This is a genomic window from Bradyrhizobium oropedii (assembly GCF_020889685.1).
In the GTDB taxonomy this organism is placed as follows: Bacteria; Pseudomonadota; Alphaproteobacteria; order Rhizobiales; family Xanthobacteraceae; genus Bradyrhizobium; species Bradyrhizobium oropedii.
The window spans coordinates 1-13,706 of the sequence record NZ_JACMYO010000208.1 but is presented as its reverse complement, the minus strand read 5'-3'; the positions used below and the strand labels follow the sequence as shown (position 1 = coordinate 13,706).

The 13,706-nt window shown below is 63.8% G+C and carries 14 protein-coding genes and 1 tRNA gene; 8 read left to right on the top strand and 7 right to left on the bottom strand.

The window, feature by feature from the left end; genetic code table 11:
- From H8A95_RS36515 to aroA, 6 genes are all read right to left on the bottom strand, one after another.
- A partial coding sequence (locus H8A95_RS36515; RefSeq protein ID WP_420839511.1) for a LapA family protein occupies positions 1–355 on the bottom strand: 355 nt, incomplete at its 3' end.
- Positions 356–432: 77 nt separating this feature from the next.
- Positions 433–762, bottom strand: a complete 330-nt coding sequence (locus H8A95_RS36510) for an integration host factor subunit beta (protein WP_229187486.1) — start codon at positions 760–762, stop codon at positions 433–435.
- 184 nt (positions 763–946) lie between these two features.
- Positions 947–1,924, bottom strand: coding sequence for a signal peptide peptidase SppA (gene sppA / locus H8A95_RS36505; RefSeq protein ID WP_229187484.1), 978 nt, complete (start codon positions 1,922–1,924; stop codon positions 947–949).
- Positions 1,925–2,208: 284 nt separating this feature from the next.
- Positions 2,209–3,918: a 30S ribosomal protein S1 gene (rpsA, locus tag H8A95_RS36500; RefSeq protein ID WP_076863580.1), complete on the bottom strand. Its 1,710-nt coding sequence runs from the start codon at positions 3,916–3,918 to the stop codon at positions 2,209–2,211.
- A 388-nt stretch (positions 3,919–4,306) separates the two neighbouring features.
- Entirely contained in the window at positions 4,307–4,936 is a 630-nt protein-coding gene (gene cmk, locus H8A95_RS36495) for a (d)CMP kinase (protein WP_229187483.1), read from the bottom strand.
- A complete protein-coding gene (gene aroA / locus H8A95_RS36490; RefSeq protein ID WP_229187482.1) occupies positions 4,933–6,270 on the bottom strand; it encodes a 3-phosphoshikimate 1-carboxyvinyltransferase in 1,338 nt (445 codons plus the stop codon). Before aroA ends, cmk begins: the two co-directional genes overlap by 4 nt.
- A 146-nt stretch (positions 6,271–6,416) precedes the next feature.
- Here aroA and H8A95_RS36485 point away from each other — a divergent pair, with 146 nt between their 5' ends.
- The 3 genes from H8A95_RS36485 (at position 6,417) to H8A95_RS36475 (ending at position 7,387) form a co-directional block, all read left to right on the top strand.
- Positions 6,417–6,821 carry a TIGR02300 family protein gene (locus H8A95_RS36485; RefSeq protein ID WP_229187489.1) on the top strand — a complete coding sequence of 135 codons (405 nt, stop codon included), beginning with the start codon at positions 6,417–6,419 and terminating at the stop codon, positions 6,819–6,821.
- 94 nt (positions 6,822–6,915) lie between these two features.
- Positions 6,916–6,991: transfer RNA gene (locus H8A95_RS36480), tRNA-Ala, on the top strand.
- 159 nt (positions 6,992–7,150) lie between these two features.
- Positions 7,151–7,387, top strand: a complete 237-nt coding sequence (locus H8A95_RS36475) for a GIY-YIG nuclease family protein (RefSeq protein ID WP_229187481.1) — start codon at positions 7,151–7,153, stop codon at positions 7,385–7,387.
- A 322-nt stretch (positions 7,388–7,709) separates the two neighbouring features.
- Here H8A95_RS36475 and H8A95_RS36470 read toward each other — a convergent pair whose 3' ends face one another.
- On the bottom strand, positions 7,710–8,171 hold the full coding sequence (locus H8A95_RS36470; protein WP_229187488.1) for a MarR family winged helix-turn-helix transcriptional regulator: 462 nt from the start codon (positions 8,169–8,171) through the stop codon (positions 7,710–7,712).
- Positions 8,172–8,358: 187 nt separating this feature from the next.
- Here H8A95_RS36470 and H8A95_RS36465 point away from each other — a divergent pair, with 187 nt between their 5' ends.
- The 5 genes from H8A95_RS36465 (at position 8,359) to ugpE (ending at position 13,652) form a co-directional block, all read left to right on the top strand.
- Entirely contained in the window at positions 8,359–8,784 is a 426-nt protein-coding gene (locus tag H8A95_RS36465; RefSeq protein WP_024584324.1) for an organic hydroperoxide resistance protein, read from the top strand.
- A 188-nt stretch (positions 8,785–8,972) separates the two neighbouring features.
- On the top strand, positions 8,973–10,178 hold the full coding sequence (locus H8A95_RS36460; RefSeq protein ID WP_229187480.1) for a CaiB/BaiF CoA transferase family protein: 1,206 nt from the start codon (positions 8,973–8,975) through the stop codon (positions 10,176–10,178).
- Between the two features lie 265 nt (positions 10,179–10,443).
- Positions 10,444–11,760: a sn-glycerol-3-phosphate ABC transporter substrate-binding protein UgpB gene (gene ugpB / locus H8A95_RS36455; RefSeq protein ID WP_229187479.1), complete on the top strand. Its 1,317-nt coding sequence runs from the start codon at positions 10,444–10,446 to the stop codon at positions 11,758–11,760.
- Between the two features lie 162 nt (positions 11,761–11,922).
- The gene (ugpA, locus tag H8A95_RS36450; RefSeq protein WP_229187478.1) at positions 11,923–12,804 is read left to right on the top strand and encodes a sn-glycerol-3-phosphate ABC transporter permease UgpA; all 882 of its coding nucleotides are present in this window, start codon (positions 11,923–11,925) and stop codon (positions 12,802–12,804) included.
- Positions 12,804–13,652 carry a sn-glycerol-3-phosphate ABC transporter permease UgpE gene (gene ugpE / locus H8A95_RS36445; protein WP_229187477.1) on the top strand — a complete coding sequence of 283 codons (849 nt, stop codon included), beginning with the start codon at positions 12,804–12,806 and terminating at the stop codon, positions 13,650–13,652. The genes ugpA and ugpE overlap by 1 nt, the downstream gene beginning before the upstream one ends.
- The last annotated feature ends 54 nt before the right edge of the window (positions 13,653–13,706 follow it).

Genomic DNA, 13,706 nt, shown 5'->3' with positions numbered 1-13,706 from the left:
CCCGTAAAGCCCAGCTGGCCGGGGCCGAACGACGATGCGCGTCGTCCCGGGAGGCGGCGGCCCTGAGGTCGGCGAGCTCCGTACGGACATGGCGGGCGTCGGCCTCGTGCTGGCGGGCGGCGCGGCGCCAGCGCCCCTGCCGGAACCAGGTCGCGATGCCGCCGGCGATCACGCCGAGGATGGCTGAGGCGATGATGACGACGAACAGCGGCAGTGTGACCGCAACCGTCGGCGTCACAGAGTCGAAGGGATCGAACGACACCGTCACCCAGTGGCGGTTGGCGACGGCAAAGATGATGAAGATCAGTCCGAGCGGAATGACGACGACTGCCGTGAAGAACTTTCGCATGACCATCTCTCGCAGCGATGGAGAAAGTGCGGGCCCATCGCCCGCCGCAACGACAACGCCGGGCGTCGCGCTAAGCGTCAGCCTTAAGCATTAGCCTTGGGCGCGTCGATCCTGGAGGCTCCCGCCTCGGCCTCGTCGCGATTGAGGCGCTCGCGCATTTCCTTGCCGGTCTTGAAGAACGGCACGCTCTTCTGGTCGACCGGCACATGCTCGCCGGTACGCGGATTGCGGCCGGCACGGGCCGGGCGATGCTTCACCGAGAAAGCGCCAAAACCGCGCAGCTCGACGCGGTCGCCACGCGCTAGCGCCGCGACGATTTCATCGAGAATCGCATTCACAATGTTCTCGACGTCCCGCTGATAGAGGTGCGGGTTGTGCTCGGCGATACGCTGAACAAGTTCGGATTTGATCATCGAAAATGGGATCCGGGCTCTTGCGGAAACCCATTTCCGTGAAAATGCCGTGCACTGTCAAGACGCTAAATCGATTTAGGGCGCCGTGAAATCGCGTGACAAATAGCCCAATTGGGGCATGCGCCGATTCCCGCAGAGCGGGAATAGCCTGATGAGCACGCCCAAGCACGCATTGGACAGCCGACTAGTTGGTTCCTCCGGGGGCCCACAGCGCCAGCATGCCGTCGAGCCCGAACCGGTCGACCGCCTGGGCCATGCCGCCCTGCTCGATCCGCCGCGCGATGGCGCCAAGGCCGAACGCATCGAGCGTCATCGACGCCGCACTGCGCAGGAAGGTCAGGTCACCGAATCGCGGATTAAGCTTGTAATTGCGCACCGGCAGGTCGCTTTTGATCTTCTTCTCCGCGACCAGCCAGGCGATCGCGGTCTTCTCGTCCCCGAGCTGATCGATCAGCTTGAGATCGACCGCCTGCCGGCCGGTGAAGACGCGGCCGTCAGCGACCTTCTCCAGCAGGGCGTCGTCCATGCCGCGCCGTTCCTTCACCAATCCGCGGAACCATGCATAGGAGTCCTTGACCAGGCCCTCGATCGCGGCGCGGGCTTCGGGGCTGGTCGGCTCCATGCCATTGGGCGCTGCCTTCAGCGGCGAGGACTTGATCTCCTCCATCTTCACGCCGACGGTCTTGAGCAATTCGGAAACGTTCGGAAACTGGAAGAGCACGCCGATCGAGCCGACCAGCGAGGTCTGCTGGGCGACGATATGATCGGAGGCGATCGCCGTGATGTAGCCGCCCGAGGCAGCCAATCCCTCGACCACGACGACGAGCGGCTTCTTCGCCTTCAACTGCATGAGCGAGTCGTAGAGCTGCTCGGAGCCCGCGGTGGTGCCGCCGGGCGAATTGATGTGCACGACAACCGCCGCATAGCTCGACTTGCCGAGCCGCTCCAGCGCCTCGACGCGCTCCTGGTCGCTGCGGATCAGTCCATCGATGTTGATCCGCGCGATCGCGTTCGAGGTCGAGAAGCTGCCGCGCCCGCCGGCGGCGATCACACCCACGCCGACGATCGCCGCGATCGCAATGACCGCAGCGGCGACGCGCCAGAACGTCAGCTTGCGCCTGATACGGCGGCGGTCGACGATCACATCTGAATCCAGCGACATCCGATCTCTCCAGAATAGTCAGCGCGCAATCCGCGCGTTTTGCAGTCGCAGCGTCACTATCTGCTTAGCCAAATACATCAATTGCGGCGCAATTTGAAGAAAACAAGGCCCCGCGCTTATCCGTAGCCCGGATGGAGCGAAGCGTAATCCGGGAAGTCCATCGCCGGGACAGAGCCCCGGATTTCGTTCCGCTCCATCCGGGCTACGGGCAACCAGCATAGCTTCAAACAAAAGGGCCCCGGCTTGCGCCGGGGCCCCAATTGCTCGCCTCAATCGGCGATGCCTTACTTGTCGGTACCCCGGTTCTTCAGCGCGGTGCCGAGGATGTCGCCAAGCGTCGCACCCGAATCGGAGGAGCCGTACTGCGCGATGGCTTCCTTCTCTTCGGCAACTTCCAGCGCCTTGATCGAGACCTGCACCTTGCGGGCCTTCTTGTCGAACTGGATGACGCGGGCATCGACCTTCTCGCCGACGGCGAAGCGCTCGGCGCGCTGGTCGTTGCGATCGCGGGCCAGCTCGGACCGCTTGATGAAGGTGGTGAACTCGGTGCCCGAAATCCGGACCTCGATGCCGCTCTCCTTCACTTCGAGCACTTCGCAGGTCACGACCGCGCCCTTCTTGACGTCGCCCGGCTCGGCGAAGGGGTCGCCTTCGAGCTGCTTGACGCCGAGCGAGATACGCTCCTTCTCGACATCGACATCGAGCACCACGGCCTTGACCATGTCGCCCTTCTTGAAGTTGTCGATGACCTGCTCGCCCGGAAGCTTCCAGTCGAGGTCGGAGAGATGGACCATACCGTCGACGTCGCCGTCGAGACCGAGGAACAGACCGAACTCGGTCTTGTTCTTGACCTCGCCTTCGACAGTCGAGCCGACCGGGAACTTCTCGACGAAGACTTCCCAGGGATTGCGCATGGTCTGCTTGAGACCGAGCGAGATGCGGCGCTTGACCGAATCCACTTCCAGCACCTGCACTTCGACTTCCTGCGAGGTCGAAACGATCTTGCCGGGGTGCATGTTCTTCTTGGTCCACGACATCTCGGAGACGTGGATCAGGCCTTCGATGCCCGGCTCGAGCTCGACGAACGCGCCGTAGTCGGTGATGTTGGTGACGCGGCCGGTGAAGCGGGCACCCAGCGGGTACTTGGCTTCGATGCCCTGCCACGGATCATCCAAGAGCTGCTTCATGCCGAGCGAGATGCGGTGCGTCTCGTGGTTGATCTTGATGATCTTGACCTTCACGGTCTGGCCGATGGTCAGCACCTCGGTCGGGTGGTTGACACGGCGCCAGGCGATATCGGTCACATGCAGCAGGCCGTCGATGCCGCCGAGATCAACGAACGCACCGTAATCGGTGATGTTCTTGACCACGCCGTCGATCACCTGACCCTCTTCGAGGTTCTGCACCAGCTCCTGGCGCTGCTCGGCGCGGGTCTCTTCGAGAACCGTGCGGCGCGACACCACGATGTTGCCGCGGCGGCGGTCCATCTTGAGGATCTGGAACGGCTGCGAGTTGTTCATCAGCGGCGCGACGTCGCGGATCGGACGAATGTCGACCTGCGAGCGCGGCAGGAAGGCCACCGCACCGTCGAGGTCGACCGTGAAGCCGCCCTTGACCTGGTTGAAGATGACGCCGTTGACCTTTTCGTTGTTCTGGAACGCCTTCTCGAGCTTGCCCCAGCTTTCCTCGCGGCGCGCCTTGTCGCGCGACAGCACGGCTTCGCCGAGCGCATTCTCGATGCGGTCGAGGAACACCTCGACTTCGTCACCGACCTTCAGGTCGCTTTCACGGCCGGGGCCGGCGAATTCGCGCAGCGCGACGCGGCCTTCGGTCTTCAGGCCGACGTCGATGACGGCCATGTCCTTCTCAATTGCAACCACCTTGCCCTTGATGACCGAGCTTTCCTGCAGATTGCCGCCGGCAAAGGACTCATCAAGCATCGCCGCGAAGTCGTCGCGGGTCGGGGTGTAAGAAGACGCAGAATTCGAAACCATTTGATCTCCAGTGCGGGATCTTGCCGGCAGTTCGGGTTGATGGGCGCACCGCGCGTGAAGTGTCAGGGTTCCGCAAACCCTGACGGCCGCTCATTGCAGGAGGTGCAACAGCGGGCCGGCAGCAAAACTGCACGTTCGGTACGTTTGATTGATCCGGAGCCTGACTGCGTAAATATCGACTGCAAGACCTGGGAGCGGGCGTTCCTCCAGATGCGGCAAGGGCTAAAACCCATCGCCGGCCCGCTCAGACACGGCCTCGACATGGTCGATGGTGCTCCGAACGGCGCTGATATAGCCCCGCGAGCCGCCTTCGGCAAGCAGGAAATGCCCCATTTTGCTGGGCTTTCGGGCCTAAAGGGCCCCCGATGCCGACGATTCCGGCGCTTGTCTAGCGCTTGGCGCGCGCCGCCTCGACGATCGCGATGGCGGCGCGGACGCCGGCCTCAATGTCGAGGTTGGAATTGTCCAGCGTGTGGGCGTCCGCAGCCGGCCGCAACGGCGCAATCGCCCGGTTCTGGTCCCGCTCGTCGCGCTTGAGGATGTCAGCCAGCACCGCCTCCTCGTCGGCATCCTCGCCGCGGGCACGCGCCTCCAGCGTGCGCCGCCGCGCCCGCACGCGGGGGTCGGCGACCACGAAGATCTTCACGTCGGCATCCGGGCAGATCACGGTGCCGATGTCGCGTCCATCCAGCACCGCGCCGGGCGGATCGGCGGCGAACTGGCGCTGGAAGTTCACCAGCGCCTCGCGCACCCTGGGGAAGGCCGAAACAACCGACGCGCCCTCGCCGACCTTCTGGGTCTTCAGGATCGGGTTGCCGAATTTCTCGGGGTCGAGCTCGAGCGCGACGGTCACGGCCAGCGCCTCATCGTTGAGGTCGGCGCCCTGCGCCATCATCGCGTAAGCCACCGCGCGATAGATCACGCCGGTGTCGAGATGGCGATAGCCGTAGTGGTGGGCGAGCCGCTTGCCGAGCGTGCCCTTGCCGGAGGCGGCGGGTCCGTCGATGGCGATGATCATGCGAAGTCAGCTCCGAGTGCGCGCATCATCGGAATGAAGTCCGGAAAACTTGTAGCGATGAAGGCGGTGTCGTCGACCTTCACCGGCCGATCCGAAGCACAGCCCATCACCAGCGCCGACATTGCAATGCGATGATCCATATGGGTGGCGACGAGACCGCCGCCCGGAACGTGGCCGCGGCCCTCGACGATCAGATCGTCGCCGGATACCTCGACCTTGACGCCGTTGACGCGCAGCATGTCCGCAGTCGCTTCCAGACGATCGGATTCCTTGACGCGCAGCTCCTGCAGGCCGCGCATGATCGTGGCGCCTTCGGCAAACGCAGCCGCAACCGCCAGCACCAGATATTCGTCGATCATCGACGGCGCGCGCTCCGGCGGCACCTCGACGCCCTTCAGCTTCGAGGCACGCACGCGCAATTGCGCCATCGGCTCGCCGGCATCGCCGCGCACGCCGCTCTCCTCGATCGAGGCGCCCATTTCGCGCAGCGTCGTGAACAGGCCGGTGCGCAGCGGATTGGTCATCACGTCGGAGAACACGACATCGGACCCTTCGACGATCAGCGCCGCCACGATCGGGAACGACGCCGAGGACGGATCGGCGGGCACCACGACCTGGGCGCCGTGCAGCTCGGGCTCGCCGTTGAGCGAGATCCTGCGGCCATGGCTGCCCTCGTTTTCGGAGGAGATCTCGGCGCCGAAATGCTTCAGCATCAGCTCGGTGTGGTCGCGGCTCGCCTCCTGCTCGATCACGGTGGTGATGCCGGGCGCGGAGAGGCCAGCCAGCAACACCGCAGACTTGATCTGGGCCGAGGCGACCGGGGTCTTGTAGACGATCGGCACCGGATAGCGGGCGCCGTGCAGGGTGAGCGGCAGCCGGCCGCCCTCCCGGATGTCGCTGGTTCGGGCGCCCATCAGCTCCAGTGGGTCGAGAATCCGGCGCATCGGCCGCGTACGCAGCGAGGCGTCGCCGTCGAAGACGGCCGCGATCGGACAGCCGGCCACCGCGCCCATCGCCAGCCGGCAGCCGGTGCCGGAATTGCCGAAATCGAGCGGAGCAGCGGGCTGGGCGAAGCCGCTGACGCCGACGCCTGCGACCGACCAGGTAAACGGCGCCGTCCGCTCCACCCTGGCGCCGAGCGCGCGCATGGATTTGGCGGTATTGAGGACGTCCTCGCCCTCTAGAAGGCCGGAAATGCGGGTTTCGCCGACCGAAAGCGCCCCCAGGATCAGGGCACGGTGGGAAATCGATTTATCGCCGGGAACGCGGACCTTGCCGGCCAGGGGGCCGCAGGCGCGCGATTCCAGCGGGGTCGGGGTGTCAGAATGGGCCAAGATTGTGTCCTCTCGCGCCGCGGCAGGTATCACATAGGCAACACCGCGTCACGCGCCCGTCACTTGCGCGCAAACCGCTATTGACAGCGGCTGCTCAACTAGCCAAGTGAAGCACCGTTTTTCAGCAAAATTCTGGGATGACCACGTTGGCTAAGTCCGAGCTCGGAACCAAGCGCATTTGCCCGACCACGGGCAAGAAGTTCTACGACCTCAACAAGAATCCGGTGATTTCGCCCTACACCGGCGAGGTCGTACCGATCGCGCCGGTTGCCCCGCCGCGGGGCCGCGGCGCGCCCGTGCATTCGCCGGCAACCGCAGCCGAGCCAGAGGCGGCGGAGACCGAAGAATTGGTCTCGCTCGAGGAGGCCGATGCCGAGGAGAACACCGGCAAGGTCAAGGCCGTGGTTCCCGAATCCGAGGACGATATCGAGGTCGATGAGACCATCGATGACGATGACGACGACGATTCGACCTTCATCGCCGACGAGGAAGAGGGCGATGAGGACGTGACCGACATCATTGGTGACGTCGGCGGTGACGAAGAGACTTGAGATCGGCGCCGATCTATGATCAACGGTGCTCCCGCGCGAGTCGTTTAGGCCGCGCGGATCGGGATTGATCCCCCAGGATCATCCCACTGGATAAGGGGCCATAGCTCAGCTGGGAGAGCGCTTGCATGGCATGCAAGAGGTCGGCGGTTCGATCCCGCCTGGCTCCACCAGCCTTCGCTCGCTTCGCGAGCTACGGCTCGGCAAGCCTGGGGAAGTCCCTCGTAGCGAAGTGAGCGAAGGCTGCCGCGGCGTAGCCCGAAGGGCGAAGCCGGGCTCTCACCGAATTCAAATGCGTTAGCATGCTCCCTATTCGCCGCGCGGGGAGCGTCATGAAATACGTCTACATTCTCGAAAGCCTCGACGGCCTGCACTTCTACGTCGGTCTCACAGACGACCTGCGAGCTCGACTGGCCAAGCACAATGCTGGCGAAGTGCCCCATACATCCAAATATGGGCCTTGGCGGCTGAAGACTTACGTCGCCTTCAGCGTCGAGAAGCAGGCCGTTGCTTTTGAAAAATATCTGAAGTCGGCATCCGGCCGCGCGTTCGACAAGAAGCGCCTCTGACCGCCCTGATCGCGCAGCGCGACGATCTCCGCCCGCCGTTTTTGATCCAGAACAAAGCCCGGCGATCCATTGGCTGCTACCCTGTCCGGCGCCAACGGACGCCAAGCCATGAGCAATTCCACCTGGACGGAATTCTTGCGGTGCCCTAGGCGCCAGCGCACAGGCCATGCCCAGCTTTCGGAAGTCACCCCCTTCAGAAACCGGATCGATCTGATCCCGGAGGGCTTCGAGATTCGCCGCGACGAGCGCGGCAGCGATTTCCAGTGCGCAACTTGCAGAGTGCCGGCGCTGCCATGACGGCCGCGCCGCGTGCCACGCCCCCCTACTCTCCCAGCACCGCATTGAGCCGGTCGCGCAGCGCGACGATCTCATCCTTCATCGCCAGCAACTCGCCGACCGTGCAGTCCGAGGCCGCAAGAATCGACTGCGGGACGGCCTTGGCCTTTTCGCGCAGCGCGTGACCCTGCTGCGTCAGCGCGATCAGCACCACCCGCTCGTCCTGTGTACTGCGGGTCCGCTTGATCAGCTCCGCGGCCTCGAGCCGCTTCAGGAGCGGCGTCAGCGTGCCGGAATCCAGGAACAGCCGCTCACCGAGGTCCTTCACCGGCACGTCGTCGCGCTCCCACAGCGCCAGCATCACGAGATACTGCGGGTAGGTCAGCCCGAGTCGGTCGAGCAGCGGCTTGTAGACGCGGTTGAAGGCATGCGCGGTCGAATAGACCGCGAAGCAGATCTGGTTGTCGAGCCGCAGCGCCTGGTCCGCCGCCGTCTGTTTCCTGACCATGATCGTCATCGAATCCATCTCGTTTCCGGGTCATTCTGGGCTCACGGGACCGCGAATTCAATTGCGAACAATTAAATGTGAGGCCGCATAATTTATATTGTGCACAATTCGATTGTGTGCGATACAGAGGCCGTCGAATTCAAAGCCCAATCCTTCAAGCCCACGTCCAAAACCAAGGGAGACCACGATGTCTGTGAACGTGCTCTACAAGACCAGCGCCAAGGCAACCGGCGGCCGCGACGGCCATGCGGCAACCCTCGACGGCGCGCTCGACGTCAAGCTGACGACCCCGAAGGAACTCGGTGGCGGCGGCGGCGCCGGCAACAATCCGGAGCAGCTGTTCGCGGCGGGCTATGCCGCATGCTTCATCGGCGCCATGAAGTTCGTGGCCTCGCAGGGTGGCCCCAAGGTTCCCGCCGACGCCGCGGTGACCTCGACGGTCGGCATCGGTCCGCGCTCGGAAGGCGGTTTCGGCCTCGCCGTCGACCTCGCCGTCTCGCTGCCCGGCCTGTCCCGCGCGGACGCCGAAGCGCTGGTCGAGAAGGCCCACCAGGTGTGCCCCTATTCCAACGCCACCCGCGGCAATGTCGACGTCAAGCTGACCGTCGTCTAATTCCACATCGCGCAATGGTCCGCCACGATACGTGGCGGACCATTGTTTTTCGGATGCCAGTTCGCTTGGCGAACGCACGCGCCGCCCGTTGCATGGGCCTGCGCCGATGGAAGCATTGCTGCTCCGCCTGAAGACCGTTAGCTCTGGGACCCTCGTTTTCCGATCCCAACTGAGCGAAGGTTGTTTCCATGAATACCCCAGCAGCCACGGGCGCGATGACCGGACTGCGCGTGATCGATCTGACACGCGTGCTCGGCGGCCCGTATTGCACCCAGATTCTCGCCGACCACGGCGCCGACGTGATCAAGGTCGAGCCGCCCGCCGGCGACGAGGTGCGCGACTGGGGCCCTCCCTTCCATGAGGAAGACGCGGCCTATTTCGTCGGCATCAACCGCAACAAGCGCTCGATCGGCCTCGACCTCGCATCCGAGGGTGGACGCGTGGTGCTGATGAAGATGCTCGAGACCGCCGACGTGCTGATCGAGAATTTCAAGCCGGGCACGCTCGACAAATGGGGCATCGGCAACGACGTGCTGCGCGCGAAATTTCCGCGACTCGTGCATTGCCGGATCTCCGGCTTCGGCGCCGATGGCCCGCGCGGCGGCAATCCCGGCTATGACGCGATCATTCAGGCGATGACCGGCATGATCGCCGCCACCGGCTCGCCGGAGAGCGGCCCGATGCGCATCGGCGTGCCGCTGGTCGATATCACGACCGGGCTCTATGCGGCGATCGGCATCCTGATGGCGCTGTCGGAGCGGCAGCGCTCGGGGCTCGGCCAGTTCATCGAGACGACGCTGTACGAGACGGGTCTGGCGATCATGCATCCGCACACCGCGAACTATTTCATGCATGGCAAGCCGCCGTCGCTCACCGGCAACGAGCATCCGAACCTCGTGCCCTATGCGATCTTCCCGACCAAGACCGACAACATCTTCATCGGCGTCGGCAATGACGGCACCTTCCGCAAGCTCGCCAAGGAAATCGGCAAGCCCGAGCTCGGCACCGATCCGCGCTTTGCCCGAAACAAGGACCGCATCGCCAACCGCGATGCGCTGCGGGCCGAGCTTGCCGCTGTCTCCAGCCAGCACGAGGCCGAGCCGCTGTGCAATCGGCTGCTCGCCGCCGGCCTGCCGGCGGGCCCGGTGCAGAAGATCGACCAGGCGCTGACCAACCCGCACACGATCCATCGCGGCGACGTCATCGAGAAGGATTGGTACAAGGGCGTCGCCTCGCCGATCCGCCTCGAACGCACCAAGCCGAGCCTGCGCCGCACGCCACCGAAGTTCAGCCAGCACGCTGCGGAGGTGCTGGGCGAGTTCGGCTACTCCAGGGATGAGATCACCGGCCTGGTTGAAAAGGGCGTGGTCTGTGGTCCCCAGCGCAAGCGCTGACCGCGTATTCGTGCAAAGCCTGTCCCGCATTTGATGCGGGGCAGGCGCCGGCTCAAACCGGCGACTACACGTCAGTCCTGCGGTGCAACGTCGCGTCCGGCGTGGCACCGCACGGAGCCGGCCGCGATCTCCGCCTTTTTTTACCGCTTCCCTTTGTCGCGGCTTCCCCCCTACGATGGCTTTCGTTTATACGGTCATTTGAACGTCATCCGGCGCTGATAACGCGCGCAACGAAAGATGACGTTCCAACCGGGAGGGGCTTTTGATGATTTTTCGACGACTTGGCGCTGCTGCTGTAGCCGCCGCTACGCTCGCATTCGCGTCGCCTGCATTTGCGGTGACCGAGATTCAGTGGTGGCACGCGATGACCGGCGCCAACAATGACGTCATCGTCAAGCTGGCCAACGACTTCAACGCCTCGCAATCCGACTACAAGGTGATCCCGACCTACAAGGGCGGCTACGCCGACACCATGAACGCTGGCATCGCGGCATTCCGCGCCGGCAACGCACCGCACATCATGCAGGTGTTCGAGGTCGGCACCGCGACGATGATGGCCGCCACCGGCGCCGTCAAACCGGTCTACAAGCTGATGGCCGATGCCGGCGAGAAGTTCGATCCGAGCGCCTATCTGCCCGCGATCACCGGCTACTACTCGACCTCCAAGGGCGAGATGCTGTCGTTCCCCTTCAACTCGTCGTCGACGGTGATGTGGGTCAATCTCGACGCGCTGAAGAAGGCCAACATCGCCGAGATCCCGAAGACCTGGCCGCAAGTGTTCGAGGACGCCAAGAAGCTGAAGGCGGCCGGCTACACCACCTGCGGCTTCTCCGGCTCGTGGGTCACCTGGGTCAATCTCGAGCAGCTGTCGGCCTGGCACAACGTGCCGCTCGCCAGCAAGGCCAACGGCCTCGACGGCTTCGACACCGTGCTCGAATTCAACGGCCCGCTGCAGGTCAAGCATCTCGAGAACCTGGTCGACCTGCAAAAGGACAAGACCTACGACTATGCCGGCCGCACCAACACCGGCGAGGGCCGCTTCACCTCGGGCGAATGCCCGATCTACCTGACCTCGTCGGCGTTCTTCGGCAACGTCAAGGCACAGGCCAAGTTCAACTTCACCGCAGCGCCGATGCCCTATTATCCCGACGCCAAGGGCGCGCCGCAGAATTCGATCATCGGCGGCGCCTCGCTTTGGATCATGGGCGGCAAGTCGGCCGAGGAATACAAGGGCGTGGCCAAGTTCCTGACCTTCCTCTCGGACACCGATCGCCAGATCTGGATCCACAAGGCCTCGGGCTACCTGCCGATCACCAAGGCCGCCTACGCCAAGGCCAAGGAAGAGGGCTTCTACAAGGACCAGCCCTATCTGGAGACCCCGCTGCTCGAGCTCACCAACAAGGAGCCGACCGAGAACTCCCGCGGTCTGCGCCTCGGCAACATGGTGCAGCTGCGCGACATGTGGTCGGAGGAGATCGAGCAGGCGCTGGCCGGCAAGAAGACCGCCAAGCAGGCGCTGGATTCGGCCGTCGAGCGCGGCAACCAGATGCTGCGGCAGTTTGAAAAGACCGCCGTCCACTGACATGATGCGCTAAAGCGCGATGAAGATCGGGTTGAATCGTCACCGCGCTTTGGCTTCTTGTTTGAGCGTGATCTTTTCGGAAAACCGCTCCGCACTTTTCCGGATCATGCTTTAGGCACCCGGCAGGCCGCAAGCACGCGGCCTGCCAATTCTTCCGAGACCATGCAAAAGCAAGCGATTTTCCAATCAAAGCTGTTGCCTTACGCGCTGGTTGCCCCGCAACTCGCGATCGTCCTGATCTTTTTCTACTGGCCGGCCGCGCAGGCGGTGATCCAATCCTTCCTGCTGCAGGACGCCTTCGGCCTTTCGACCACCTTCGTGTGGTTCGAGAACTATCTCGAGTTGTTCAAGGACCCGGCCTATTTCGCCGCGATCGTCAGGACCTTCGCGTTCTCGTTCGCGATCGCGGTGTCCTCGCTGTCGTTCGCGCTGCTGCTCGCGGTGATGGCCGACAAGCCGCTGCGCGGCTCGACGCTCTACCGCACGCTGCTGATCTGGCCCTATGCCGTCGCCCCGCCGGTGGTCGGCGTGCTCTGGGTGTTCATGCTGCATCCCTCGCTCGGTGTGCTGTCGCGCTATCTGCGCGCCATGGGCGTCGACTGGAATCCGCTGCTCAACGGCGACCAGGCGGCGACCCTGATCATCCTCGCCGCGGCCTGGAAGCAGATCTCCTACAATTTCCTGTTCTTCCTCGCGGGACTCCAGAGCATCCCGAAGAGCGTGATCGAGGCCGCTGCGATCGACGGCGCCCGCCCGATGCGGCGGTTCTGGACCGTGATCTTCCCGCTGCTGTCGCCGACCATCTTCTTTCTCCTGGTCATCAACATCGTCTACGCCTTCTTCGACACCTTCGGCATCATCGACACGATGACCCGCGGCGGTCCCGGCAAGGCGACCGAGACGCTGGTCTACAAGGTCTATACGGATGGCCTGCTCGGCGGCAATCTCGGCTCGTCGGCGGCGCAATCGGTCATCCTGATGGTCATCGTCGTCGTGCTGACCGGCATCCAGTTCCGCTTCGTCGAACGCAAGGTGACCTACTGATGGTCGAGGAAGAGGGCTTCCAGCGCTATCTGGCTCACGCCATCCTGTGGATCGGGATCGCGATCGTCGCCTTCCCGGTGTATCTGGCCATCGTCGCCTCGACCCAGGACAACGCCGTCATCGCCAACGGCCAGATGTCGCTGCTGCCCGGCGGCCATTTCCTCGAGACTTACTACCAGACGCTGTTTGTCGGCACGAGCGGCTCGACCCGCGAGCCGGTGCTCAACATGATGCTGAACTCGCTGATCATGGCGCTCCTGATCGCGGTCGGCAAAATCGCGATCTCGATCATCTCGGCCTATGCGATCGTGTATTTCCGCTTTCCGTTCCGGATGGCGATCTTCTGGACCATCTTCATCACCTTGATGCTGCCGGTCGAGGTGCGCATCTATCCGACCTACAAGATCGTCGCCGACCTGCATCTGCTCGACAGCTATGCCGGCCTGTCGCTGCCGCTGATTGCGTCAGCCACCGCGACATTGCTGTTCCGGCAGTTCTTCATGACCGTGCCGGATGAATTGCTGGAGGCCTCGCGCATCGACGGCGCGGGCCCGTTCCGCTTCTTCTGGGATACGCTGCTGCCGCTGTCGCGCACCAACATGGCCGCGCTGTTCGTGATCCTCTTCATCCTCGGCTGGAATCAGTATCTCTGGCCGCTGTTGATCACCACGCGCGACGACATGCAGACCATCCAGGTCGGCATCCGCAAGATGATCACCACGACCGACGCGCTGACCGAATGGCCTGTGGTGATGGCGACCGCGCTGCTCGCGATGCTGCCGCCGGTGTTCGTCGTCGTCGTGATGCAGAAACTGTTCGTGCGCGGATTGGTGGAGACGGAGAAGTAATGGCCAACGTCACGCTGCGCAGCGTCCGCAAGACCTATCCCGGCGGCTTCGAAG